The following is a 25,463-nucleotide window of genomic DNA, read 5'->3' on the forward strand; positions in this document are numbered from 1 at the left end:
GTTTTTCTGTGCGAAAGCGCAGTGCTAACGTAGCGGCAGCAACATGTTTTTCTGTGCGAAAGCGCAGTGCTAACGTAGCGGCAGCAACAACAGCATGATGTTGGTCACTCAGTCGTTGCCACAGGACGTGGCGTTCTTAGACTGAGTTCTTCTATTTCAGCGAGTGTTTAGACACCAGCTGAAAGAAGTTAAAGGGTTTTCCATTATTAACCTAGAAATAAGTATTGATTAGAATTAAAGGAGGAGAACAAATGGTTATAGGCCTACATCACGTTCAAATTACAATTCCAAAAGGTGAAGAAGAAAAAGGGAAACATTTTTACTGTCAAGTTTTAGGACTAAAAGAACTTGAAAAGCCGGATTCGCTTAAAGGACGAGGTGGGTTTTGGTTACAAGTCGGCAATAAAGAGGTACATATAGGGACAGAAGATGGCTTTGATAGATTAACGACTAAGGCTCATATCGCCTATCAAGTTGAAAATATAGAAGAGTGGAAAAAGACATTAATCGAACATCATATAGAAATATTCGACTCAGTTCCTATTCCTCATTTTGAGCGCTTTGAATTTAGAGATCCATTCGGTAATAGAGTAGAGATGATTCAGGAAATTTAAAGCTCTTCTCTTGTATTACCTGAAGATAAGACTCTTCTTAATTTTGTGACAAAGTAACGCAATCAAGAGGTGAAATAAAGTATGTCTCTTCGGCAAAGCGAGGCGTTGATTTCCGTTCCGACTGGGACGCTTTCCTAGGGGCGTCCGATGAGCCGCTTCGCTTCGTTGCAGGGTCTCGGGCCAACAGATGTCTTTTGCGCGAAAGCGAGAGTGCAACGTAGCGGCAGCAGCACGATGTTGGTCACGAAGGCGTTATCAAAGGATGTGATGGTTTTAGCCTTCGTTCCTCTATATCGCTGATCCCTAAGGAGTCGCCCAGTCTGAACGAAAATCAACCACTTCACCTGGCATCTCCAATATTTTATTATAATAAGATAGGGTGGCAGCACAACAAAAGTTAAATTGACCATATTATTTTCAACTGTTTTTCCTCATTATAACCCCAAGATGTGATAAAACTGATTTACGGGCTTATTTACTCTAAATTAAGTGTATGTTCTAATTTATATCTTCTTTTCATCATAAAAATATTTCGACAGCGATAACTGTCTTTCAGTGCCTGTTTGATAGGCTTTTACTGCCCCTATGACCTTTCGTTTCTACAATTACTTCACCCAACTGAAACATTTGTAATATAACTGTAAATTAAGGCGATGAAGCCCTTTGTATCAGGTGTTTACAGCGAATTCCCATTCACCGTGGTAACAATTACCTCAAAGAAGCCTTACTTTTTCATGCTACGATTAATTCCAGAGAAAAGCCAAAACAGGATTAAACTTAACAAATAGCTTTCAGGAGGAACTTAACATCATGAATAAACGATTTTTAACAACAACATTAGCATTGACGATAGGCTTTAGTTCATTGGGAATAGTGCAACCAACTGTTCACCCAATAGAAGTAGAGGCTGCAACAACAAATAACGCTCAGGCTGTTGCTGCGAAAGCGGAGCAATTAATTCAAACTGGAAAAAGCTTAATTGGACAGGCGACATACAGTAATTCAACATACAAGCCTACGTATCCATATAAATTTTCTTGTGCTTCTTTTATCATGTACATTTTCGAGAAAAATGGTGTCGATATTGGAACTTACAATGAAGATTATATGATGCAGCAAGGGACATACGTAGCAAAAAGTCAATTACAAAAAGGCGATTTACTTTTCTTTAAGAGTAAAAAAACAGGAACAGATCCTGATCATGTAGGAATGTATATCGGCAACAATAAAATGATTCACATGGCTGATTCTAAACAAAATATCGTTATCTCTGATTTAAATAGTAAACCATATTATACAGATAATTATGTAACTGCTCGTAGAGTATTACCTACACTACTTTCAGCTAACCCTGCAACGAAAGGCGATAAAATTGTTGAAAACGCCTTTACTTATAAAAATAAAGCAAAAATCAGCTCTACGAATAATGAAGCAAGTCTTCGCTTTACAGCGCCAGGGTTTGTAGACTTTGTTTATCGTAAGAGTGGAGTTAAACTTGGTACAACTAATTTAAAGGATTTGATGAATGCTGGCACAACGGTTTCACGTGCTAATTTAAAGAAGGGTGATTTAGTGTTCTTTAATAGTGTTGTAGGCTCTAAAACCCCTTCACTAGTAGCTATCTATGCAGGTGATCACCGTATTATCATTCCAAGTTCTAGTGGTATCACTACAAGAGTACTAATGGTTGATTATTACAAACAGCATTATATTACTGCAAAACGTGTTTTTTAAGTCCGCTCTAAATTGTATGTAGAAAAAAGAAGCATTCCTTAAGGAAGCTTCTTTTTCTTTTATCTATTTTTTAACTGATTCGCAAATTCAATCATAGATTTGCTAGACATTGGACCTTTAATAAGTACGATGGTTTCACTATCGAGCTTAGTCTTTAGTACATCTAATACTCCTGAAACATCTTTAAACATATGAACGTCTGCCTTCGTACCTTCCTTCAACGCTTGATTCGCGATATTTTCTGCTCTTTTGCCAATAGTAATAAGCGTATCTACATTACGTTTTGCGACCATTGTGCCAATCTGTCGATGATATTTTTCTTCGAAGTTACCTAATCTCTTAATGTCACCTAAAATAAGAATTACTTTTTTCCCTACTCCTATCGTGTCTAACACCTTTAGTGCCGCTTCAACAGAAGTTGGGTTATTTGTCCAAGTATCATCTACGATCGTACTTTCACCAACCCCTGTTGAAAACTCTAAGTGTCTTGCCATCGCTTTAAACGTTTTTAAATGCGAAATTGCGATTTCAATGGAAAGTCCCATTTCCTTTACAGCAGCTATAGCCGCTAACGCATTATATACTTGGTGTTCACCGTATCCTGGAACAGACACTTCATATTGGTTATTTGACACTTTTAGTACAAATTGCATGCCGCCCTCTGTGAATTGTATATTCGTAGCTTGATAATCTGATTTTTCGTGAACGCCAAAAGTAATCAACTTCCCTTTAAATTTGTGCAAGGGGATCTTTTTAGTGTTTTCATCATCACTATTAATGATTAGTGTGCCATCTTTTTTTATTCCTTCTAAAATTTCTGCTTTTGCTTTTATATACCCATCAAGATTTATACATCCGTCCAAATGATGGACACCGATATTCGTAATAATACCAATCGTAGGCTGATAGATCATACACTGGTGTTTAATATTTCCGATATTGCCCAAACCTAATTCAAATATAGCTGCTTTTGTCTTCTGATTGATTCCAGTCAAGTATGGCAAGGATTGCCGAGGCTCATTTTTACTACTTACAGATGCTTGAACATCCCATTCCTTACTAGTTATGTGTTTAATCATTTCTTTCGTAGTAGTTTTCCCACAAGTTCCGGTTAAAGCAACGACTGGTATTTCGAATAGATTTCTGTAATATTCAATGAATTTCCAATAGGACTGCACAATACTCCTGACGCGTATAACAGTTGTATTCTCCAGCGCATTATTCAATTCTTCTGATGATTTATCCGAGATGACTAGAGTTGGCCCCTTTCGATCTATCTCTTGCCAGTTGATGGTATCCCTTTTACTAACAAACATAAGTGTATGATTATGTGTAAGCTCATGTCGATTATAATAAATTGCATGTTTAACAGACCAGCGTTCAGAACCGCTTAATAATTCTCCTTGCAATAGTTTTCTTATCTCATGCACACTGATATGTTGCAAGTTAACTTCGCCTCCTTTCTATAAAGTCATTTCTTAATAAATGAGCAATATATAACTAGCCTTCTGCTTTTTATCTATCAGCTATAGATATGCACATTCTAGTAAATGAGAAAAATAACATTTATTTAGGTGAAATCTATTCGGAAGCGGATGATTTCTTTATTTTTAGATCATCTGCCAACTTCGAAACTTCCTTGCTATACATATCTCCTTTAATAAGAAGGATAGTATTTTCATCAACAATTTCTTCTAACAATTGATAAACACGCGTACTATTTCTAAAAGTGTAAACAGGTGAACTTAATCCTAAATCAACGGCATGATGCGCCATAATGCTTGCATGTTCCCCTATAGTAATGAGTACATCTACCCCTATTTGACTAATTAATTCTCCCGCTTGCTCGTGAATGATATATCCCCAAGATCCTAAATCTGTAATCGTCCCAATAATGGCAATCTTTTTTTTCCCTTCTCCGAGCGCATTTAAAACCTTTAAGCCTGCCTCCAAAGAAGTAGTTGTAATATTCCATGTATCATCTATTAATATGGAATTATTAATGCCTTTAAACACTTGAAGCTGCTTATTCAATTTTTGGTATGATTGCAGTTGTTCAGCTGCTAAAGAAATCGGCAGACCCATTTCATAAATAGCTGCAATCGCAGCAAGCGCATTATATACTTGGTGCTCGCCAAAACCTGGGACAAAGATTTCATAGAGCTTCTTCTTGTGATGAACGTTGAAAAGCATACCATTTTTGTGGTAACGAATATTACTTGCTCGAAAATCACAGGATGCATGCTTGCCTATTTTAATGATGCGGCCGTGAAACTTCGATAAATCTATTTTACTTGTGTTGATATCCTCAGCATTTAGGATTAATGCGCCTGTAGGACTAATAATGTCCAACATTTCAGCCTTTGCTTGGATATATCCCTCCAACGTTTTACAATAATTTAAATGATGCGCCCCTATATTTGTAATAATCCCAATAGTTGGCTTAAAATATTCTCCTGCAATCCGGATGTCTCCCGGTGACCCAACAGCAGTTTCAAAAACGGCTGCTTCGGTACGATCATCAATATTCAGTAAATATTGCAAAGAAGCCGTTCTAGAATTACTGCTTAGTGTCGTAGCTGTTACATTTTTTTTGGCAGAAAGTATATGTTTAATCATTTCTTTTGTTGTTGATTTACCAGATGTACCAGTAATGGCTACAATCGGAAGTTTAAATTGACTTCGATAAAAGTTAACAAATTTCCAATAGGCCTCGTCTGTATTTATTACTTTAATGATGATTATTTGCTTAGGTACTTCATTTTTTCTATATAATCTATCGGTTACAAGTACTAAAGGATAAAATGGCTTAAGTTTTTCCCAGTTGACAATAGGCTTACTCGTAAAAAGAACTGTATTTGGTCTTTTAACTTGCTTTAGTCGATATGCACCATGTTGAATCAACACTTCCTCCGACCCTTGCACTAAATCGCCTGCAGTTATCGCTTTTAAGTTCTGCACTGTAAGAGGCTTCATATCAATCTCCCCTCCTTTCCTTTCTAGTATATGTAACTTTTTAAAAGTTGCTTGGATGTAGACAAGATACATAACTAGAGGAAATCTATTTGTTCGCATATATATATAGGTGATTAAGTATCTAAGTACCAATAGAAGGAGTGATATACCTGAAAACGATTATATTTATCGGCACAAACAAATCCGGGTCAAGTCGTGAAGCAACAAGAGCAGCAGAAAAACTGGGTTATTTTACTGTACTTTTTACAAACACTGAAAAACAATTACAGCAGAGAAAAGCCTACCCAGATATTCATAAAATGATTCTTATTGATACTTCGAATATAGAAGAAATGAAAGATGAAATTAATAACTTAATTAAAACCGGGTTAGAAATAAAATCTATTGTTAGTTTTGTCGATCCTTTTGTCCATATTGCCTCTATTTTATGTGATGAGTTTTGTGTTAACTATACATCATCAGCAGCTATTGAAATGATGGAGGATAAAGAAAAAACTAGAATGTTTTTAGAGAGCCAGTCCTATTCTCCAAAGTTTTTTCTTCTCAAGCCCAATGAGTCCGTCACTAATGACTTAGAATTCCCATTAATTATAAAATCTCCGAAATCTACAGGCTCCAAAGATGTTTTGTTAGCAAACAACTCGAGCGAACTGAAGAAACACCTGAGCTATCTACGAAGCAAAAATCCACGAGAAACAATTATGATTGAAGAATATATCGAGGGCCCGCAATATTTAGTAGAAGCACTTGTCTATAAAAAGCATGCTCATGTAATCGGTATTATTGAACAAGAAATTACTCAAGGTAAACGTTTTATTATTACCGGTTATGGTGTGCTTGTTAAAGCTCCTAAAGAAATTCAAACTGGTCTTGAGGAAGTTCTCCAATCTATTGTTAAAGCGTTTAACATCGAAAATGGCGCGTTGCATTTAGAACTTCGTTTAACAAAGAATGGCTGGAAGCTTATTGAGATTAATCCACGAATCTCAGGGGGAGCAATGAATACTATGCTTCACGCCGCTTTTGGATTTAATTTAGTGGAAGAAACACTTAAATTATTTTTAGGTGAACGCCCCAATATCAGACCAAAACATAAAAAGTTCGTCTATACAAAATACGTCATTGTTGAAAGTAAAGGTATTTTAGAAAAAGTTATCGGAAGAAATAAAGCAACGAATTCACCGGGAGTCGTGGATGTATATGTGAAGCCGAAAAGGGGAACATTACTGAGCCCTCCTTTATCGATGGGACATCGTTATGCGTATGTAATTGCAGAAGGTGCGACATTAGCTGAAGCTAAAAATAAAGCAATTGATGCCGCGAAAGAAATAAAGTTCATTCTAAAAGTATCTTAAATATAATTATTCCTCGGCATCATTGCATCTTGAATCAGCTTTGTTTAGTAACTCACCAAAATTGCTCTCATTATTTAGCTACAAAAATAGCCCGAATAATTGTCCCCTTTCAAAAGGTCAATTACTCGGGTCTTTTTATTTATTCTTTAAATGTTTGATCTAAAAATTGAACCGTTTCAAACATATTCGTTTTACTAGCACCCTTTACTAAAATGGTGTCGTGAGGCTCTATGACTTTCTCTAAGAGAGCATGCAAGTTTTCCTTATTAATGAAATGATGAATTTTAGAAGGATCCATCCCTTTAGCCTTTGCTGCCGCTCCCATTTCCTCCGTTCTAAAGCCATAAGTAATGAATAAATCTATGTCTTGCTCATAAATGAATTCGCCTAATTTACGATATTCCTCTTCTCTCAAATCCCCTAATTCTCGCATTTGTCCAATAATAGCAATTTTACGTTTCTTCGCTATATTCGTAAGAACATTAATAGCTGCACGTACGCCCTGTGGATGAGAGTGAACGGTATCATCAATAAGCGTAATGTCATCACGACAGTTATAAATAGTTAATCTTCTAGGAGGTTTTTTGAAATTAAGCCCCGCTTGAATATCTGCTGGACTGAATCCTAAATAATCTGCAACCGCAACCGCATTCAGCGCATTATAAACATGATGCTCTCCTAAAATGGGGATATACATAGCCATTTCCTGTCCTTGTAGCTTTATTTTAAAGGTCATACCGATGTCTTTATATCGAATATCATAAGCATTATAGTCCGTTGTGCCATGAATGCCAACCGTTAATATTTTTCCTTTAAACTGCTTTGTCTCTAAATATTTTGAGTTGTCATCATCCTTATTCAATATTAATAAACCATTTTGATCCATGCCATGTATTAACTCCGATTTTGCCTTGGCCACGCCTTTAATATCTCCATCAAAGTTGCCTACATGAGCTAAACCGATATTTGTGATAATACTAATATTCGGTTGGATAATGCTACAGTGATTTGTTATGATACCTGGGTAGGCCATCCCGTATTCTAGCACTACAGCCTCGTGCGAAGCATTAATTTCTTCTTTATGTTTTTTCGTATGCTCTGTTGTATTCCAATAATCTTTTGACTCAAAAACATTCCATTTTTGCGACAAAATTGAGGCAAGGAATGCTTTTGATGTCGTTTTTCCAGCACTGCCGGTAATCGCAATAATCGGTAAACCCTTTTCTTTGTCTACAGCCTTATTTGTCATCTGTTGTGTTATTTCACTTTTTACTTCGCCTTTATCCTTATTTGTCGTCTGCTGTGTAGTTTCACTTTTAACTTCGCTTATATCGTTACTTTTTTGCCGTTGCTTAATTTCCCTCTTAATTTGTGTATGGTTGCTAGCAAGGTACATGGCATACTTTATCGTATTGATGACCACATCTAATTCTAAATAGAACGCAGGAGGGCAACCTGGTCGCCAGTTTACTTCATACATCCAAATTTTTTGGTGTTCATCTAAGCCTATATCAATGCCAATTTCATCTATAACTTCTCCAAATTGTGCCATCTGAATTTCATCTAAATGTTGAGCTAGTGACAAGGAAAAATGCTCTAACATACGCCGAATATCATAAGCCTCTTCTTTAAATTCCTGCTCTAGAAAAGGATCTAAATAGTTCGTAAATCCACCATTGTTAATATTAGGTATGATTGAGCCATTTGGTGCTATTCGCGGATATATCGTCGTTATAACCCATTTACCTTCACCGTTTTTTTGAACATGAAGCCGAAAATCATAAATTTGACCTGATTTTGTTCTAGATTGAATATAAGGTTGCACGATAAAGGTGCCTGTAGAGAGTTGCCCTCTTATTAAATCATCTAGCTGTGCCTTTGAATAAATAGTAATTTCCGTATCTTTCTTTACCTCAAAGTTAGCCCTTCCTACTTTCGAAATAAAATAAATCCTTTTTCCCTTCCGGCCATCTATCGGTTTAAATACCACTTTTTTATAAAATGATATAAATTTGTGGAATAAATCAACATTCTCCACAATTTCAGATGGAATTAAATATTTATCGAATTCCTTAGCTTCTTTCAGTCGCTTCATCACGTTCCATTTATTCCCTATAGAATAAGTTGTAAAAGGGATTTCCTTTTTCAATTTCTCAATAATGTCCTTTGATACTGATAATTTTTCCGGACTTCCTGCATTGTATATCACATCTGGAAAGGGCATCATCCTTTCATGCCAAGCGCCATTTTCATAAACCTTTCCTCTAATGGAACGATTATCGAAGTTGACACTTTTTGGTGTAAAATAAAAAAATTGAGCCCCTTCTGCTTTTGCAACGGCCGCAAATGCATATGACTTAATTACGGTTTGAGGATCTAGACGATGATGCAGCATTCCAATAATTGTCATTCGTTATTCTCTTCCTTTCATCGATTTTCTCTTTAATAAATTCAATCAATCCAACGTGCATATAGACAGCTGCTCTAACTTTTATGTCACCATTTGGGCTCAATGATAAATTTCCCTTTTAACATATCTGGCTTCAATAACTGAATCGCAGAAATACTACTTAATTCAATGGATTTTACTGTAGACGTTCGCTCTAACCTGACAACCTCTGCAATTAAATTCGTATCATGCCCTTCATAATCAAAAGCACGCAAAAGTGAAACAGTTCCTTGACAAAGTTCTTTATCAATTGCCTCTATACGAAAAAACTCTGTTTCAAACTGCTTTACAGTATCCATTAACCTTAAATGAGTACCGTTTTGTGTAATTAAAAAAAAGGGAATTGTATCGCTTCCCACTATTTTCACAAGCAGTTGACCAAAGTATTTAGAATGAAAATCCTTTATCACATCTTGGAGTGCTTTTATGTCGTAGAGTGCTTCACATATAAAATGGTTTCTTTTATGTTCATTATTCATTTCCCCCAGCCCCTCCCAAGTCTTCATGAGCCATTCGTCCAGGACAGTAAGACTCCCCATTCTAGGTTTTAGTGTAAAACAAAAATAATAGGTGGGAGCTCCACTGCCCGTAAAAGCCCGATTGGTTTATGAACAATCAGCGGGGATGAGAATCTCCCATTTCACTTTATTCAACATCTTCTCTTTATCATATGTAAAAACAATAAATATGACGACTTTTTTCGATTCACCTATAAAATTAGTTCTTTATCTTGAAAGTTAAAGGAAAATAGTTTACCGAATTTGGATTATGTAAACCTTTTATTTGGAGAAATGAAATTTTGAAGATCATTGCAGAAGGTTTTGAAGCAAGAATAAACGAGCAGTAAGACTCCCTAAACGACAGCAAAGAAGTTAGGTGGGAGTTTAACTGCCCGTTTATGCTCGTTTGATGATGACTAATTATTAATAGTGAACGCTACGTTTCACTTTATTGAACACTTTGTTGGTCCCCCTGATTTAGAAGAATAACACCGCCAATAATTAGTGTAATTCCGATTGCTGAATATAAATTTAACATATCTCCCCATACAACGATTCCGACAATTACTGTTAAGGCTGTACCTATACCTGACCAAATGGCATATGCAAGGCTTAATGGCAGCGTTTTTAAACATAGGGACAAAGAATAAAACGAAATCCCATATCCTAATGCGACAGCTATGGATGGACCTAGAATTGTAAATGCCTCCGAAAACTTAAGCATTGTTGTTGCAAATACCTCACTGACAATAGATAACGCTAAAAAAAGATAACCCTTCACTTACAAATTCCTCCTCAATGTCCGCTACCAGCAAGGTTAAGGATAACTACACCGACAATAATAAATAGAATACCCATTAGCTTTTTTTTATTAAATAATTCCTTATAAAAGATTACACCAATTAATGCCGTTAGCGCCGTACCTATTCCTGCCCATATCGCATAGGCAGTGCCAATCGCTAAAGATTGTAATGTTAGAGAAAAGAAATAAAAAGCTGTTCCATAGCCAACCACTACACCAATTGACGGGAATAATCGTTTAAAGCCATTTGTAAATTTCAGCATCGAGCTTGCAAAAACTTCTGCGATAATTGAAATAAATAAAAATCCTAAAGCACTCATGTATGTTAGTCCTTCCTTGTCATGTGCATTAATTGTTCAAAGACACTTTCTGTTGCCTTATCGGATAACGGTGCGATATTTAATAGTTTTGAATAATACAATCCATCAATCGTTAACCGAATCAAATGAACAACGGAGGCATCTAAGCCATCCTGAAACAACTCTTCTAATAAACATTCATAAACGGCTGAGATGGAAGAATGGTCATTTTGCAATATTTGGACCGCAATATTTAAAGATGCCCCATTCGCAAGATCTTTTTGAGAAGTTAAAATAAATGCTCTCGACAGTCTGCCAGTCCCTTGCTCAAAACTTGCTAGATGTTCAAAGGATTGTATAACCTCGTTTAAAATCATTTCTGCAATTGCTGTTTGAAGGGCATCCTTCGTATTAAAATGATACAGTAAACCACCTTTACTAATGTTCGCCCTTTCGGCTACCTTTTCTAAAGTTAAAGTGCTTAAATCATTAACCTTTAAATATTGAATCGCCGTTTGAATAATATGTGAACGTTTTAAATCTGCTTTTGATGACATACAATCCCCCCTCTATCAATTTCGCCTTGGCGTAATTGCGTCCGGAGGCTTTATCTTCATTCAGTAGGGGTTAGAAACCACCCACTGAATAGAAACCTCGTCAGCATTCATCTCACCACCTTCACAGGTAGGAGTCTTCTTCTGACTGAAGATAAAAAACCGTCTGGACGGTCTTTTTTATTTTATAGTTCTTTTTTTACATCGTCAATTACCGTGCAAAAAAATCGAGACCCGAATATTCGGGCCTCTGTTATTCTTCATCGTCTATATACTCCAAAATATCTCCTGGCTGGCAGTTCAATGCCTTACATATCGCATTCAACGTAGAAAACCGCACTGCTCTAACCTTTCCAGTTTTTAAGTTGGATAGATTGACAATTGACACATCTACTTTTTCTGCTAGCTCACTTAGCTGCATTTTTCGATCAGCGAGCATTCGATCTAATCGAATAATTATCGTCATTTTTTCACTTCCTAAGCTGTTGCATCATATTCATCCTGTAAAAACGCACCATATCGGAATACACGTGCTATCGTCCAAATGACGAATCCACATAATAATAATGTCCAATTAATTCCGGCAAATTGAAAGCTTATCTCTTTTATCAAACCTGTGCCTACTAACAACTCACCTAATTGAATTTGTTCAGCAACTGTATAAGCAATGTACGTGCGAAATGTATCTACTGTCAAGCTTAATACAACTACAGTATAAGCTATCCATTCTATTTTTCTACTATTCTTTTTTGAAAAAATTATTCCTTTACTTAAATTACTCAACAGATTTCTTACTTGAACAATGATGAATAATAATAATCCTATGTAGATTGTAGCAGTCAATAGTAATTTCACGACACTCATTTTCGTATACTGAATATTTTCCGTTACCTTATCTGCTAATTCTATTTGAATCCCTTCTAATTGAACGAAAGCTGTTATATTACCCTGTTCCAGAAAATTATTTACACTATTCTCTGGCACAAAAATTACCCCTGCACATAATACGCCTATCAAAATAAGTCCAATTATCATTAAAACCATCATGATTGTAAAAATTAAACGTAACCCTTTTGTTAAAAATCGAAATTCTTTACTTTGGATTATTTGTTCCATTCCAAGCATCCCCTCTCTTATTGTTAATTATACATCTCACTATACCCTTTTCAATAATTAATTAATGTTTATCATTAAAAAATTATTGTTTAATTTTAATACCATCATGCCTACTGAATTAGGTATACTGTGATAAAAGGCAATAGTTACAACTTGAAAGGGCTGAAATAGAAATTGGAATCTTTACCTACATACAGAACGATCTTGCAAATGGATCAAAAAGGTATCTCTCAAACTACAATTAACTTTCTAGTTGAGAATATTGAAGACGACTTTGAAAAGTTCCGCAGAAAATATAAATTTTTATCGATTGCGAAAGGATTTTTGAGAAGTTATTACTCACTTAAAGAGGCGGAATTAAAAGTGGAAGCGTCAAAATTAGAACAATCTGGTGAGCAGGAACCTTTAAAGAAACTTGAAGGTGACTGGTACTATGCAAATATTATTACTAAACTACCGAATTACTTAATGTTCGAGGATTTCTATTTGATTAAAGAACATGCCAATTATGAATATTTTGTCCTCAATAAAGTTAGTGGCGAAATTCTCTTAATCGACTACAGCAATTTTGAAAACATAGAACACATCTATGTAAATTCATCAATAGAGACTTTTTGTCATTCTTTAGCGGCATATAAACGATGCGTCAATAAAATTGTGAAATACTATAATAATTTTCGAGATAAAGACCAAATGAAGTTTAGTGATGAAATACTAGCCATCCCTCATCAATTAAGGACTACATTACGAAAGATTGATCCGTCTATACTTTCTTCTCATTATTGGGAAAAGAAGTGTGATGAATGGGAGAAAAAACTAGTGATGCTTGAATCGTCTCATCGCAAAGGGTTAGGCCTACAAGGATGGTAAAATTCAATTATGCCTCGACATAATTGCGTCCAAATTTTGCTTTGGAAAAACGACGGATGAAAGAGCCAAAGTGGCATAAAGAACCGGCAAAGTGATGGATAGAACGGCCAATTTCGTGGATAGAACCAGCAAGCCCTCTCAAATTGTGAGAGGGCTCCTGCATTTTATTTTGGTAATGTAAATGTTTCTTTTTTACCTTTAGAAGTATCCTCTGCTCCTTTATTTCGGATCGGACCCAACTCAATGTCAAAAGCTTTATCTTTCCAAATTTTTTCATATTGCTCTTGATCTAATACGAATACTTGTAATAGCTCGCCATTTTCACCAGCTTTAATTATGTCATTAGGCTTATAATTTAATAACATACCTTCGCTTAATAAATATTGCATGCCATCATTAACTGTTAGTTTCGAAGACATAGAAGATAAGCCAATTTCACTAGTAGCTTTATTTTCAAGTTTAAATTTCACTGTTAATAAAGTGACACCGTTTGTGAAATTCGAGAAACGAGAAGCCTCCACCTCATTAGGTGTAAATTTTGTAAACTGATACCCTTCTAAAGTAGCATTTACGTCACCTATTTTTTTACTTTCATTGATATCGCTTTTTTCCTTTAGAATCTTCTTTTCACCCATATTGTCCATTGTTACTTTATCTTGATAAAATGTTGAATTACTTGATACTTTTTTCGTGCCATCTGTATTTAAAGCAAGATTAAATCTTCCTTCTGTACCAATAGTAGTATCATATTTTTCTTTTTCGGCAAGCGGTACTGGAATCATTACTGATACTGAGCCCAATTCATTGATTTTTGCTAAATCTGTTTCACCGAATGGATAAGCGATATACCCAGTTACCGCATCACCCGCTTTTATCAAATAATCCGTTTCGAAGCTTAGTTTTCTTGGTAATTGATCTTCTTCCGGAATCAAATACTTATCATTCGTATAATACTTACTAGCACCCGTAAATGTAACGTCTAAACTAGGCATGTAATAAACATCTTTATCCATATCATTCTTCACTGTATATTTAGCTAAAATGACACCACCGTTAGTTTCTTCGTTAAATGGAATATTAAAATCTGTGTGGAAATCCTTTAACTCTACTACTGAATATGCATCAAGTGAAATTGAAACATTCTCCATTTTATGTACTTGTGATTCATTATTTTCAAAAAGAACGTTAGTTTTCCCTTGTGTTTCCTTCTCCATATAAGAAATTAAGGAAGCGAAGTCAGCTGAACCTTTTGTTGATTCTTGATCTTTTTTAGGTTCTTCCTTTTGGACTTTATCTTTTTCTTTATCTTGTCCTTTTTCCTCCTGTACTTTCTTTGGTTCATCGTCTTTCTTTGTTTCGTCCCCGTCTTTCCCACAACCACTAAGAATGATTGAAGTCGATAAAATTAGCGAAGACATTAAAAATAAACTCTTTTTCATTTCTTCCTCCAAGTTGTTTCTTTATTAATTTTTTGGCTCAACTGTAAAAACGAATAATAAAAGCTATTTTTTTGAGCTGATACCCATTTTAATCCACATTTAACCCAGAAACAACTTGAACTGGAAGAAATTATACTATCGAAGTAATGAACATCCAAATATTGTTTATTGAATAATTCAATCTAATTTTTTAATTACCATTATTTACATAATTCTATCTTTTTTAAGTTATTTTCTTTGACTAATAATTATCAATGTACTAAAAAAGCTGTATTGCTCATTGTCATCAGAAAATAAGTATAATAGACCCAAGATTATAGTCTCATTACCCTTTTCGAAATTAGTAATAAAAAGAGGCTACTAACGTTAGATTATTGTTATAAAAACGTAAAAAAACAGGATTAATCTACAAAATATATAGAATTAACTCTGTTAAAAAATATTCAAATTGTATTTTAAATACTTAACCATATAGCATTAGTAGCAGACATAAATAAAACGAACTGGATCCTGTTAAAGGGTTTGAAACAAAATCAAAAAACTCCATCCACTTTTCCTTTACAGTATCGGCTTTCATTATCTACGGTAAGTAAATATAAAACATAATAACTATACAAATAACCCCTGTAATTAAAGGATAATACACCCATCATTAAACAATCTTTTTTTGCTTTAAAGTTAAACTCAGACCAATAAGTTTATAATCACTTCTTCAACTAAACTGTTCCGCTAGTTGAATAACAACAATCTTTTAGAAACAGCATCAGTTTTTTTCTTTAGGATCAAGATGGATTTCTATTAATTCCTCAGTAATCGGCATATATGTTGCTATGGAATGTGCATATTCTCCAATAGTTGCATCTCGATTCCACAAACTTGCTGAAAGTGTCTTTTCTTCAAAAACAATCTCTGTTTGTGGAGTTCTTCCTCCCCCATGTTCAACAGTACACGGTTCCTCTATTATTAGTGCATTGCCGGACCATTTGAATGTCCAATCATATAATTGCACAATCGTTAAACTTAAACTAATGACTAATACTGAACTCACTACAAAAATGTGATTAGGAAAATCTAAATTTTCTTTTCTTGTTTTCAATAAATGGATCATATACCCGACCGTTGCCAAAGTTAGTCCGCTTGTTACAATGGTCCAAAAAATCATACGCATTCTTTCAATTCTCTTTTCTCTATATATTCGATCATTATTCGGACAGGACAGTATCTTCTAAATGACCAAGCATAATTTTTTAAACAAACTTGGCTCCTATTACGAAACAAGTTATATTACGCTTAATTTACTATTTCATTCGACCTTTCCAATAATCCAAAATACAACAAAACCTTATGGCAGTAATTTTGGTTGGCAACTATCTTTACGAAAGCAGCCTAAAACTAATAAAAAGTAGCTAGAAAAAAGATTAATATCTCTTTTCTAGCTACTTTTGTTTTCGTCTTACAACAGTCCTGCTTTTATTAAATATTCGCGTGCCACGTCTTCTATGTTTTGACCATCTACATTTACTCGGTAATTCATTTCGCGCATCTCATCATCTGTTATTTGATTTGCCAGCTTATTTAAAGCTGCTTCAATTTCAGGATACTTCTCTAGCGTTTCTTTCCTTAGTAATGGAGCTCCTTGATATGGTGGAAATAGTTGCTGATCGTCTTCCAAAACTTGCAAATGATATTGACGTATTTCACTATCCGTTGAATAAGCGTCTAATAAGTCTATATTACCTGATTCGATTGCCTGATATCTAAGCTTTGGCTCCATAGTCGTTATGTTTGAAAGTGAAATACCATAATTTTTTTTAATGCCCAAATAACCATCTTCTCGATCATTAAATTCCAATGTGAAACCGGCTTTTATCTTTTCTTGAAAAGGTTTAATGTCTGATATTGTTTGCAAATGATAGGTTTTAGCCATTTGCTTTGATACTGCCAATGCATACGTGTTGTTATATTTCATCGGACTAAGCATCACCATATCAAACTTATTCACCATTCCTTCTTGCGCCTGATGATAAACATCCTCTTCATTATTATTGATGGCTTCCTCTTTTAAAAACTCTGAAATTGCCGTTCCAGTAAATTCTGGATAGATATCAATGCTACCAGATTTAAGAGCATTAAATACAAAGGAAGTCTTACCAAGTCCAGGTTTTAATTGAACCTTTAAATCTGTTTCATTTTCGATTAACATTTTATACATATTAATTAGAATCTCTGGCTCAGCGCCAAGCTTCCCTGCAATGATAATCTCATCTTTCCCTTTGAAATTTAGTAGTGGGAAGACAATCATTACTAATGCCACAGCACTAATCATACTCAATGCTGAAATTGTTTTTTTAAACGACAGTGATTCTAGCTTTTTCAGTAAGAAGTCAAACACTAATGCTAAAATCGCGGCAGGAACAGCCCCTAAAATAATTAGAGCTGTATTGTTTCTGTCAATACCAAGCAAAATGATATCTCCTAATCCCCCAGCTCCGATTAATGCTGCTAATGTTGCTGTTCCAACGATTAATACCATAGCTGTTCTAATCCCCGCCATGATAACCGGCATAGCAAGGGGTAACTCTACTTTCACTAATCGCTTTCGCGTATTCATCCCCATAGCCATCGCTGCCTCTTTTAAAGATGGCTCTACTTCGTTTATCCCCGTAAACGTATTTCGTAAAATCGGAAGAAGTGCATAAACAACTAAGGCAATAATTGCCGGTACTTTTCCGATGCCAAACAACGGAATCAATAATCCTAATAACGCTAATGAAGGAATCGTTTGTAAAACTGCACTAATACCAATAATACTCTCCGCTATTTTCTTTTTATTCGTTAAATAAATCCCTAGAGGAATAGCAATCACCACTGCAAAGAATAGCGCAATGAAGGAGATTTGAATATGCTCTAATAAAGATGCCAATAGCTGACTATTTCGTTCGCTCAACACCTCAAAAAAATTAGCCATTTAAAGTACCTCTTTCTAAGGAATCCTGTGCTAAATACTGCAGCAAGGATGCTCTTGTGACAACACCAATTATGTCCCCTTTTTCTTCCACACCCAAACATTCATAATGAGCTAATTTTTGAAGAATGGTCTGTAAAGAATCATTGAAGAAAATGGTGTTCTCTTGATTTCTTTGAATATTCTCAACTGTAATAGGTTCAATTACATCTTGGATATTGAAAGTATTCTCCCCATACTCTTTTACCCCAATAAACTCTCGAACAAAATCACTAACAGGATTTTGTATGATTTCTTGTGGAGTACCAATCTGCACAATCTCCCCGTCCTTCATTACGCATATTCGATCTCCAAGTTTTAAGGCTTCTTGCATATCATGCGAAACAAAGACAATCGTTTTTTGTATCGTTTGCTGAAGCTCAAGAAGATCATCTTGTAATTTTGTGCGGCTAATCGGATCTAAAGCACTAAAAGGCTCGTCCATTAAAATGATTTCGGGATCTGCTGCTAATGCACGAACAACACCGACCCTTTGCTGCTCACCACCAGAAAGCTCTGTTGGTTTGCGCTGACTATATTTAGCTGGTTCAAGTCCAACCATATCTAATAACTCACGAACTCGTTGCTGAATTTGCTGTTTATTCCATTTTTTCAATTCAGGCACAACAGCTATATTTTCTTCAATCGTCATATGAGGAAAAAGCGCAATTTGTTGAAGGACATAGCCGATATTCCATCGCAATTCATGAATGTTGTAATCACTAATTCTTTTACCGTTAATTCGAATAGTCCCTTCCGTTAAATGAATTAATCGATTTATCATTTTTAATAATGTTGTTTTTCCACAGCCACTAGGTCCAATAAGAACAAAAAATTCTCCCTTTTTGATCTCTAAATGAATAGCTTTCACTGCGACTTGGTCATTTGCATATTTTTTTGTGACATTTTCAAATGCTATCATTGTATAAGCTCCTTTCTGCGTCACTAGCTGTTAAACAAATACCCTGTTACATCAATTTTAATCCCAGTTAAAAAATTGCTACGTCGACCCACTATATTAAATATATATTTTGTTAAAACGATGGGGGGTGATTTCCGTTCCGACTCGGCGCTTTTCTAGGGCCCAACCTTCACTCCAATCAGCTAATCCACTTTGCAAGAATTCCTTGATCTTTTGAGTACACACTTTGTCTATTTACTTAATGTTTTAATATAGAATTAAACTACTATTATAGTCTTCTTCATTTCATATACGTTAAGCATAATAGGTCTAGAACTAATACTTTTTTAAGATACAAAGTGTTCCTATATATATTTCACTATCTAAAGTCATTTCAAACTTAATTTTTTGTTTTATATCAAAACGTTAGTCATCTTGACGCTTTACTCTATTTGTCTCATAATTTTCATAGAAAATCGTATACTGTTTTTGAGTACGTATAACTACTATTCACTCTCCTTTCATTTCTAAAAGGAGCTGGAAATTAAGGAACTAAATGAAGGGTTTTATCGTTCTATGAATGATGTACTCAATAAAAAAATATGACTTTATTTCTATCAATGACTCTGGAATAATTAGAAATATATGAACTTCGTTATTGAAAAGAAAGGAGGAAGGCAGATGTTGTAATCTATCAACATCAATGAGCAATGAAATACGTAATTAATTTTTTCAAAGGACTTATAATTACTATTATTGTTATTTGTATTTCTTTTTTTATGGTGACACAGCTATTCAATACGCATAAAACTGAAGAGCCTATAGTTGTAGATAATCGTCCTAGTGTAGAAGAGTTTATTGGTTCAATTGCTGAAATTGCTCGGAAACTCGGTGCTGAGAATGACTTGTATGCATCGATTATCATTGCGCAAGCCGTTTTAGAAAGTGAGCATGGACAAAGTGGACTTGGATCTGCTCCAAATAATAATTTATTTGGTATGAAAGGTAGTTATCAAAATAACTCCGTGACATTTGAAACATATGAGGATGACGGGAAAGGTAATATGACTACGGTGATGGCTCAATTCCGTAAATATCCTTCCTATGAGGCATCTTTACAAGATTATGTAAAATTAATGCGTAATGGGGTTTCTTGGGACAAAAATTTCTATGCAGGCATTTATAAAAGCAATACGAAGTCCTATACAGATGCTACGAAGTTTTTAACAGGCTCCTACGCAACAGATTCAAAATACAATGAAAAACTGAATGCACTAATAGCAAAGTATGATTTACAACAGTATGACAGCCCTGTCAAAGATAAAAAGACAATTACCGTAGCTGACGGTGACTCGCTTATGCATATTGCAGAAGCTCATAATGTTAAAGTGACGTCCCTCAAACAATGGAATCAGCTTCGATCTGATACACTTGAAGCTGGTCAGCAATTAAATATATATAAATATTAATAAAAAATCTCCATGTAAATTTTTTTGTCATGGAGATTTTTTTCTTTTAAGTCTATTATTATTAACTTATTAATCTGTAAATCACAGTTTCTATGTCAAAAACACGCTTGTTTAAAGCGTAAGTTCTATCTTCTACTTGCTGAGCAATTTTTTCAGTAAACTCACCTAAATGTTCGACAATATTTTTCTGAAGTTCAGCTTGTCCAATTTTAAGCTCATGCACATCACTCTTAAGTTCACACACATCATTTTCAATTTTATCTAAGCGTTGGTCAATGTCGTCAAAACGTTTGTCCATTACATCTAGTTGTTGATCAATAGACTCAAATCGTTGATCCATACCGTCAAACCTTTGATCAATAGACTCAAATCGTTGGTCTATCCCGTCAAAGCGTTTGTCCATTACATCTAGTTGTTGGTCAATAGACTCAAAATGTTGATCAATACCGTCAAATCTTTGATCAATAGACTCAAAACGTTGATCCATACCGTCAAACCTTTGATCCATACCGTCAAACCTTTGATCCATACCGTCAAATCTTTGATCAATAGACTCAAATCGTTGGTCTATTCCGTCAAAGCGTTTGTCCATTACATCTAGTTGTTGGTCAATAGACTCAAAATGTTGGTCTATTCCGTCCAGTCGCTTATGAACTGGTTCCAATTCTTCCTTAAAAACGGAACGTAACAATTCTTGTAACTCTTGATTCAATTTATCCCCCCCAATCCTCTAAATTTTGATTTCATTATAGCATAATGACAATCGATTAACTCTATCAATAATTTCCCGATTTATCACAAAAATTGAAAAAGAGAAGCCCAGTCAAGCTTCTCTCAAATTTTTATTCAAATAAACTGCCAACAGCGGTAATAGATGTTTCCAAATCTTTTCGATAATGCTGATGCTGGTCGTCCAGACTATTAATAGTAACTTCATTCCCGTCAAGCGAAGAATGTACATAAAGATGATCCCCTATATATAAAGCAATATGTTCAGGGAAGTATAATAAGTCTCCCTTTTGAATGTTTCCTAAAGGTATTTCCTTGATAGGAAAACCTTCAACGATTTTGGCATCGCGATAAATATATATCCCGTTTAGCATATACGCCATTGAACATAAACCTGAGCAATCAATACCGAGAGGCGATTTACCTCCCCAACGATAAGGTGCTGCTAAATAGCTAAGCGCTGTTTGGACTACATTTTCTCGTATTTGTTGCTCAGATAAGCTGTTTTCTGGAATTTGTTCTTGTAGCCATTGTCTACGTATATAACCAGTCTCCCCCGACACTAATTGCACTTCTGCCCATTCAGGATCTAACTCGTCATTAGTAATCGAACAGATAATTGAACCTTTAACGAGGGTTATCATTTTCACACTCTGAATTCGAGGCTGCTGCAAAACATCGGCGAAGCTTTGGTTAATAAAATGATTTACTTCTTGTCGCCAAGTATCTGTTTTTGTTTTATCAACTATTAAGTTAGCCTTTTGGCAATAACCTTCATAGCGATAAGCGGTTTGTATGCGTGCCCAGTTCTCATCTATGTCTTCTAAAATGTTTACCGACATTCCATATAGTACCTCATCCACTAATTCTGAGGCTTCATCTGGCTTTGCGTGTAAATTTGCGATCATGGACTTCACAATGGCATTCATTCTATCCGCTCCTTTCGCTTCACCAAGTATTCGTAAACAACTTTGGAAATACGACCGATTAGCTGCCTCGCATGGTCATTATTCGTAACCTCTGTTACGAAAGCGCCAATGAGATAATCTCCAGAGCTGCTGTACACAATCCCAGCATCATGATCTACTGTTTCAAGACCACCTGTTTTATGAGCAAGTTTCACATCATCTACTAAATAACGACTTAATGATTCGTGCATTCGTTGGCGACTTAAAATATCGATTGTTAGCTCACTAAATGCTGATGATAACAAGTCTCTACGATAAATTCGTGAAAATAGTAGGGCCATATCACTTGCCGACGTTGTATTATCAAAGCCTTTTACAAGCTTTTCAAAGTCCATCATCTTCCGTTGAATCGTTGTTTGCTGAAGCCCTATTTGATGAAAATAATGATTGAGTGCATCCATCCCTAGAAAATCGATTAATACATTTGTTGCTGTATTATCACTCGTAATAATCATCCATACTAAAAGCTCATAGATGGTACTTTGCTCTAGACGCTGCTCACTAATAACACTAAAATCAACCCACTCTTCTGGTGCTATCTTAATCTCTTGCTCTAAGGGTTGGTTGTTGCTTTCTAAATAGTACAGAACAGCAAGCAGTATAGGCACCTTTATTAAGCTAGCACTAGAAAACGTGTCTTCTAGCTTTTCACTAATGAGAAATTGCTCAGTCTTACAATCTTTCACAAACATATGCACTTTATAGGGAGCATTTTTGAGAATCTCTATTATCGCTTGCTTCATATTTCACCTACTCTATCACTTTTATCATCTGATTCTCCGTATCCATCGTGATCGTACGACCTAGTGGCAGCGACATCGTCGGTAAGATGTGACCACAAGTGATATCCTTAATGATAGGTTTATGGAACGGACCTAAAATTTCTTGAAAAATTGTTTGTAGGGATAGGCTATGCTCAGGATGTTTTGGATTTTCAGGACCACAATTTGTCCAAGCTCCTAGTAAGATACCTGCCACCTCATCTAGTTTGCCTGCTAATTTTAGCTGCGTAAGCATCCGATCAACACGTTGCTGACTCTCGTCTACATCCTCTAAAAATAAGATTTTGCCCTTTGTATCAATTTCATAAGGTGTTCCAAGAGATGCGGTAACTAATGTTAAGTTCCCACCAATAAGCTGTCCTGTCGCTTTTCCAGCTACAAGCGTTGTCATTGTACATCCAGGTGGATTTTCAAGACAGTAGTCCGTTCGTTCTGTTGCTGTCACACTTTCGATAAAGGAATTCCATGTATATGGATCCATCTCTGGCCGAATAAATTCTGTAGAGGGCATTGGTGTATGATACGTGACAAAGCCACATATTTGATTAAAAGCGATATGTAATGCTGTCACATCGCTATAGCCAGCAAATACTTTTGGATTTGCCTTGATCATATCGAAATCCAGTAGCGGTAAAATTTTCGTCGCCCCGTAACCTCCACGTATGCAGAAGATGCCGTCAATATTAGGGTCTCTAAACATTTGATTAACTTCAGAGGCTCTTAGTTCATTAGAGCCTGCTAAGTAGCCATGTCTAGCTCGACACGTTTCCCCAGCAATTACCTTAAAACCTAGTTTTTCAATACTTTTAACTGCCGGGAGAAATTTTTCTGGTAGGGTTGCACCTGAAGCACTTATCAACCCAATAGTGTCACCTTTTTTCAATGCCTTTGGACAAATCATTTGCTTACCTCCATTGTTAGTGAAGTTCGGTATCTTTCCAATTCTTCTTCATTGGCCAATACAAAATGACCTTCCTCTATTTCGAAAAATGTCGGCGGCTGAATGTTATAGTTGTGCTGTGACGGATCATAGATTTCTACGACTTTATCACGTTCCTTATAAGGATTTGGCTCAGGTACTGCCGATAATAACGCCCTTGTATACGGATGAATTGGATTAGAAAACAGCTTTTCTGTCTCAGTTAGCTCAACAACTTTCCCTTTATAAATTACAGCCGTTCGATCTGTAATAAAACGGACTACCGACAAGTCATGGGCAATGAATAAATAAGTTAAATCATTTTGCTGTTGCAAGTTTGCTAGTAAATTTAATACTTGTGCACGAATAGATACATCTAATGCTGAAATTGGTTCGTCTGCTATAATAAACTCTGGCTCCATTACTAGTGCACGTGCAATCCCGATACGCTGACGCTGCCCTCCTGAAAATTCATGTGGGAAACGACTAGAAAACTCCGGTAATAATCCAACATTTAATAATGCATTGCGTACCTTCTGTTGACGATCGGCTTCATTTTTGACATTTTTTGTATTAATAAGTCCCTCGGAAATAATATAGTCTACTTTTGCTCGTTCATTTAGCGATGCCATAGGATCTTGAAAAATCATTTGGATTTTCTGTGTAATTTCTCGATCCCACGCTTTTGATATTTTGCCATTTAGTTTCTTACCGTGATACAGTATTTGTCCTTCAGTGACTTCATTGATGCGCATAATAGCTCGGCCGATTGTTGTTTTTCCAGAGCCCGATTCACCTACTAAACCGAACGTTTCACCTTTAAAAATATCAAAGCTGACATCATCAATAGCTTTAAATTTATGTTTACCTTTACCGAAAACGACTTTTAAATTTTTCACCTCAACTAACACTTCTTTATGACTCATGGGCGTATCGTCTCCCTTCTGCGAAAAAGGCTTGTAATGCTTCAGGTGGCTCTACTTTCGGAGCAAGTGGATCCAATAGCCATGTACGTGCAAAATGTGTGTCACTCACCTGAAAAAATGGAGGACGTTCCACAAAATCAATCTTTAACGCATATTGATTGCGAGGTGCAAAGGCATCTCCTTTAATTTCTTGAAAAAGATTCGGTGGAGTACCTTTGATGGAATAAAGCTGATGCCCTTTTGAGCCTAGTTGCGGCAATGAAGAAATAAGCGCCCAAGTATAAGGATGCTTGCCATTAAAGAAAATTTCACGTGTCTTGCCCACCTCGATAATATCGCCCGCGTACATCACTGCAATACGGTCGGCAACCTTCGCGACAACGCCTAAATCATGGGTTATATAAACGGTTGTTAGTCCATATTTTTGTTGGAGATTTTTTAGCAGCTGTAAAATTTGTGCTTGGATTGTTACATCTAATGCAGTTGTTGGTTCATCACAAATTAATATTTTGGGTTTACATGCTAGAGCAATCGCTATCACAATTCGTTGACGCATTCCACCGGAAAATTCGTGAGGAAATTGCTTATAGCGCTTTTCCACATCGTGAATGCCTACATCTTTTAACAATTTTAAAGTTTCTTCATATGCGGCTTTCCCCTTTAAGCTTTGATGTAAATGAACACATTCCTCGATTTGCTTGCCAATTGTTTTCAGCGGATTTAATGATGTCATTGGATCTTGTGTCACCATTGCCACTTCTTTTCCACGAATGCTAAGCCACTCTCGCTCGGTTCTAAACTGTGCTAAATCCTGATCATTGTAGAGGATTTGCCCCTGATCAATGTGACCATTTTTATCGAGCAAGCCCATAATTGATTTCATGAGAACGGATTTTCCAGAACCTGATTCGCCTACGATTGCAAGGCTTTCACCTTTGTATAAATCAAGGGAAATATTGCGAATAGCCGTTAGCACTCTACCACGAAGTGTAAATTTAATGACAAGGTTTTGAATGGTTAAAATAGGTGATTTCGTTTGTGTCACTTCCATCAGCCC

24 protein-coding genes are annotated in these 25,463 nt (G+C 35.7%); 5 read left to right on the top strand and 19 right to left on the bottom strand.

What is annotated here, in order from left to right; genetic code table 11:
* Positions 1-251: 251 nt before the first annotated feature.
* Together ABE34_RS19000 and ABE34_RS19005 are read left to right on the top strand one after the other, a co-directional pair.
* Entirely contained in the window at positions 252-614 is a 363-nt protein-coding gene (locus ABE34_RS19000; RefSeq protein WP_197144022.1) for a VOC family protein, read from the top strand.
* A gap of 810 nt (positions 615-1,424) precedes the next feature.
* Positions 1,425-2,348, top strand: a complete 924-nt coding sequence (locus ABE34_RS19005; RefSeq protein WP_197144023.1) for a C40 family peptidase — start codon at positions 1,425-1,427, stop codon at positions 2,346-2,348.
* Positions 2,349-2,407: 59 nt separating this feature from the next.
* Here the strand turns inward: ABE34_RS19005 and ABE34_RS19010 are convergent, their stop codons facing one another.
* A complete protein-coding gene (locus tag ABE34_RS19010) occupies positions 2,408-3,793 on the bottom strand; it encodes a UDP-N-acetylmuramoyl-tripeptide--D-alanyl-D-alanine ligase (protein ID WP_197144024.1) in 1,386 nt (461 codons plus the stop codon).
* Positions 3,794-3,929: 136 nt separating this feature from the next.
* The gene (locus ABE34_RS19015; RefSeq protein ID WP_197144025.1) at positions 3,930-5,324 is read right to left on the bottom strand and encodes a UDP-N-acetylmuramoyl-tripeptide--D-alanyl-D-alanine ligase; all 1,395 of its coding nucleotides are present in this window, start codon (positions 5,322-5,324) and stop codon (positions 3,930-3,932) included.
* Positions 5,325-5,473: 149 nt separating this feature from the next.
* Between ABE34_RS19015 and ABE34_RS19020 the strand changes: the two genes are divergently transcribed.
* Complete coding sequence (locus tag ABE34_RS19020; RefSeq protein ID WP_197144161.1) at positions 5,474-6,679, top strand: ATP-grasp domain-containing protein; 1,206 nt, start codon at positions 5,474-5,476, stop codon at positions 6,677-6,679.
* A 139-nt stretch (positions 6,680-6,818) separates the two neighbouring features.
* On the opposite strand, the gene ABE34_RS19025 is transcribed toward ABE34_RS19020, so the two are convergent.
* From ABE34_RS19025 to ABE34_RS19055, 7 genes are all read right to left on the bottom strand, one after another.
* On the bottom strand, positions 6,819-9,089 hold the full coding sequence (locus tag ABE34_RS19025; RefSeq protein ID WP_197144026.1) for a YheC/YheD family protein: 2,271 nt from the start codon (positions 9,087-9,089) through the stop codon (positions 6,819-6,821).
* Between the two features lie 86 nt (positions 9,090-9,175).
* Positions 9,176-9,607, bottom strand: coding sequence for a CotY/CotZ family spore coat protein (locus ABE34_RS19030; RefSeq protein WP_197144027.1), 432 nt, complete (start codon positions 9,605-9,607; stop codon positions 9,176-9,178).
* 469 nt (positions 9,608-10,076) lie between these two features.
* Entirely contained in the window at positions 10,077-10,409 is a 333-nt protein-coding gene (locus ABE34_RS19035) for an SMR family transporter (RefSeq protein ID WP_197144028.1), read from the bottom strand.
* A 14-nt stretch (positions 10,410-10,423) separates the two neighbouring features.
* The gene (locus ABE34_RS19040) at positions 10,424-10,750 is read right to left on the bottom strand and encodes a DMT family transporter (protein ID WP_197144029.1); all 327 of its coding nucleotides are present in this window, start codon (positions 10,748-10,750) and stop codon (positions 10,424-10,426) included.
* Between the two features lie 5 nt (positions 10,751-10,755).
* Positions 10,756-11,286, bottom strand: coding sequence for a TetR/AcrR family transcriptional regulator (locus ABE34_RS19045; protein ID WP_197144030.1), 531 nt, complete (start codon positions 11,284-11,286; stop codon positions 10,756-10,758).
* A gap of 250 nt (positions 11,287-11,536) precedes the next feature.
* On the bottom strand, positions 11,537-11,749 hold the full coding sequence (locus ABE34_RS19050; RefSeq protein WP_079560164.1) for a helix-turn-helix domain-containing protein: 213 nt from the start codon (positions 11,747-11,749) through the stop codon (positions 11,537-11,539).
* A gap of 11 nt (positions 11,750-11,760) precedes the next feature.
* The gene (locus ABE34_RS19055) at positions 11,761-12,399 is read right to left on the bottom strand and encodes a DUF2975 domain-containing protein (protein WP_197144031.1); all 639 of its coding nucleotides are present in this window, start codon (positions 12,397-12,399) and stop codon (positions 11,761-11,763) included.
* Between the two features lie 210 nt (positions 12,400-12,609).
* Between ABE34_RS19055 and ABE34_RS19060 the strand changes: the two genes are divergently transcribed.
* Positions 12,610-13,269, top strand: a complete 660-nt coding sequence (locus ABE34_RS19060; protein WP_197229838.1) for an SUKH-4 family immunity protein — start codon at positions 12,610-12,612, stop codon at positions 13,267-13,269.
* 164 nt (positions 13,270-13,433) lie between these two features.
* Here the strand turns inward: ABE34_RS19060 and ABE34_RS19065 are convergent, their stop codons facing one another.
* The 4 genes from ABE34_RS19065 to ABE34_RS19080 all read right to left on the bottom strand — a co-directional run bounded on the left by ABE34_RS19065 (position 13,434) and on the right by ABE34_RS19080 (position 18,634).
* Positions 13,434-14,708 (bottom strand): DUF5068 domain-containing protein, encoded by a 1,275-nt coding sequence (locus ABE34_RS19065; protein WP_197144033.1) that lies wholly within the window; start codon positions 14,706-14,708, stop codon positions 13,434-13,436.
* Between the two features lie 763 nt (positions 14,709-15,471).
* Positions 15,472-15,876, bottom strand: a complete 405-nt coding sequence (locus tag ABE34_RS19070; protein WP_197229837.1) for a hypothetical protein — start codon at positions 15,874-15,876, stop codon at positions 15,472-15,474.
* A gap of 285 nt (positions 15,877-16,161) precedes the next feature.
* A complete protein-coding gene (gene opuFB / locus ABE34_RS19075) occupies positions 16,162-17,676 on the bottom strand; it encodes an osmoprotectant update ABC transporter permease/substrate-binding subunit OpuFB (protein ID WP_197144035.1) in 1,515 nt (504 codons plus the stop codon).
* The gene (locus ABE34_RS19080) at positions 17,669-18,634 is read right to left on the bottom strand and encodes an ABC transporter ATP-binding protein (protein WP_197144036.1); all 966 of its coding nucleotides are present in this window, start codon (positions 18,632-18,634) and stop codon (positions 17,669-17,671) included. The genes opuFB and ABE34_RS19080 overlap by 8 nt, the downstream gene beginning before the upstream one ends.
* A gap of 689 nt (positions 18,635-19,323) precedes the next feature.
* Here ABE34_RS19080 and ABE34_RS19085 point away from each other — a divergent pair.
* Positions 19,324-20,082, top strand: coding sequence for a glucosaminidase domain-containing protein (locus ABE34_RS19085; RefSeq protein WP_197144037.1), 759 nt, complete (start codon positions 19,324-19,326; stop codon positions 20,080-20,082).
* Between the two features lie 61 nt (positions 20,083-20,143).
* Here ABE34_RS19085 and ABE34_RS19090 read toward each other — a convergent pair whose 3' ends face one another.
* From ABE34_RS19090 to ABE34_RS19115, 6 genes are all read right to left on the bottom strand, one after another.
* On the bottom strand, positions 20,144-20,794 hold the full coding sequence (locus ABE34_RS19090; RefSeq protein WP_197144038.1) for a hypothetical protein: 651 nt from the start codon (positions 20,792-20,794) through the stop codon (positions 20,144-20,146).
* Between the two features lie 130 nt (positions 20,795-20,924).
* The gene (locus tag ABE34_RS19095; protein ID WP_197144039.1) at positions 20,925-21,740 is read right to left on the bottom strand and encodes an SH3 domain-containing C40 family peptidase; all 816 of its coding nucleotides are present in this window, start codon (positions 21,738-21,740) and stop codon (positions 20,925-20,927) included.
* Positions 21,737-22,522, bottom strand: coding sequence for a serine hydrolase (locus ABE34_RS19100; protein ID WP_197144040.1), 786 nt, complete (start codon positions 22,520-22,522; stop codon positions 21,737-21,739). The genes ABE34_RS19095 and ABE34_RS19100 overlap by 4 nt, the downstream gene beginning before the upstream one ends.
* A gap of 7 nt (positions 22,523-22,529) precedes the next feature.
* Entirely contained in the window at positions 22,530-23,462 is a 933-nt protein-coding gene (locus ABE34_RS19105) for a S66 peptidase family protein (RefSeq protein ID WP_197144041.1), read from the bottom strand.
* Positions 23,459-24,406, bottom strand: coding sequence for an ATP-binding cassette domain-containing protein (locus tag ABE34_RS19110; protein ID WP_197144042.1), 948 nt, complete (start codon positions 24,404-24,406; stop codon positions 23,459-23,461). The genes ABE34_RS19105 and ABE34_RS19110 overlap by 4 nt, the downstream gene beginning before the upstream one ends.
* Entirely contained in the window at positions 24,396-25,451 is a 1,056-nt protein-coding gene (locus tag ABE34_RS19115; RefSeq protein ID WP_346655590.1) for an ABC transporter ATP-binding protein, read from the bottom strand. Before ABE34_RS19115 ends, ABE34_RS19110 begins: the two co-directional genes overlap by 11 nt.
* Between the last annotated feature and the right edge of the window lie 12 nt (positions 25,452-25,463).

Source organism: Lysinibacillus sphaericus (assembly GCF_015844675.1).
Classification (GTDB): domain Bacteria; phylum Bacillota; class Bacilli; order Bacillales_A; family Planococcaceae; genus Lysinibacillus; species Lysinibacillus sphaericus_E.

Excerpts from the sequence above, each read along its gene's own strand:
- ABE34_RS19065 (WP_197144033.1), bottom strand. The coding sequence starts at position 14,708 with ATGAAAAAGAGTTTATTTTTAATGTCTTCGCTAATTTTATCGACTTCA.
- ABE34_RS19080 (WP_197144036.1), bottom strand. The coding sequence starts at position 18,634 with ATGATAGCATTTGAAAATGTCACAAAAAAATATGCAAATGACCAAGTC.
- ABE34_RS19055 (WP_197144031.1), bottom strand. The coding sequence starts at position 12,399 with ATGGAACAAATAATCCAAAGTAAAGAATTTCGATTTTTAACAAAAGGG.
- ABE34_RS19000 (WP_197144022.1), top strand. The coding sequence starts at position 252 with ATGGTTATAGGCCTACATCACGTTCAAATTACAATTCCAAAAGGTGAA.
- ABE34_RS19030 (WP_197144027.1), bottom strand. The coding sequence starts at position 9,607 with ATGAATAATGAACATAAAAGAAACCATTTTATATGTGAAGCACTCTAC.
- ABE34_RS19105 (WP_197144041.1), bottom strand. The coding sequence starts at position 23,462 with ATGATTTGTCCAAAGGCATTGAAAAAAGGTGACACTATTGGGTTGATA.
- ABE34_RS19110 (WP_197144042.1), bottom strand. The coding sequence starts at position 24,406 with ATGAGTCATAAAGAAGTGTTAGTTGAGGTGAAAAATTTAAAAGTCGTT.
- ABE34_RS19085 (WP_197144037.1), top strand. The coding sequence starts at position 19,324 with ATGAAATACGTAATTAATTTTTTCAAAGGACTTATAATTACTATTATT.
- ABE34_RS19060 (WP_197229838.1), top strand. The coding sequence starts at position 12,610 with ATGGATCAAAAAGGTATCTCTCAAACTACAATTAACTTTCTAGTTGAG.
- ABE34_RS19045 (WP_197144030.1), bottom strand. The coding sequence starts at position 11,286 with ATGTCATCAAAAGCAGATTTAAAACGTTCACATATTATTCAAACGGCG.
- ABE34_RS19095 (WP_197144039.1), bottom strand. The coding sequence starts at position 21,740 with ATGAATGCCATTGTGAAGTCCATGATCGCAAATTTACACGCAAAGCCA.
- ABE34_RS19025 (WP_197144026.1), bottom strand. The coding sequence starts at position 9,089 with ATGACAATTATTGGAATGCTGCATCATCGTCTAGATCCTCAAACCGTA.
- ABE34_RS19015 (WP_197144025.1), bottom strand. The coding sequence starts at position 5,324 with ATGAAGCCTCTTACAGTGCAGAACTTAAAAGCGATAACTGCAGGCGAT.
- ABE34_RS19100 (WP_197144040.1), bottom strand. The coding sequence starts at position 22,522 with ATGAAGCAAGCGATAATAGAGATTCTCAAAAATGCTCCCTATAAAGTG.
- ABE34_RS19005 (WP_197144023.1), top strand. The coding sequence starts at position 1,425 with ATGAATAAACGATTTTTAACAACAACATTAGCATTGACGATAGGCTTT.
- ABE34_RS19050 (WP_079560164.1), bottom strand. The coding sequence starts at position 11,749 with ATGACGATAATTATTCGATTAGATCGAATGCTCGCTGATCGAAAAATG.
- opuFB (WP_197144035.1), bottom strand. The coding sequence starts at position 17,676 with ATGGCTAATTTTTTTGAGGTGTTGAGCGAACGAAATAGTCAGCTATTG.
- ABE34_RS19070 (WP_197229837.1), bottom strand. The coding sequence starts at position 15,876 with ATGCGTATGATTTTTTGGACCATTGTAACAAGCGGACTAACTTTGGCA.
- ABE34_RS19040 (WP_197144029.1), bottom strand. The coding sequence starts at position 10,750 with ATGAGTGCTTTAGGATTTTTATTTATTTCAATTATCGCAGAAGTTTTT.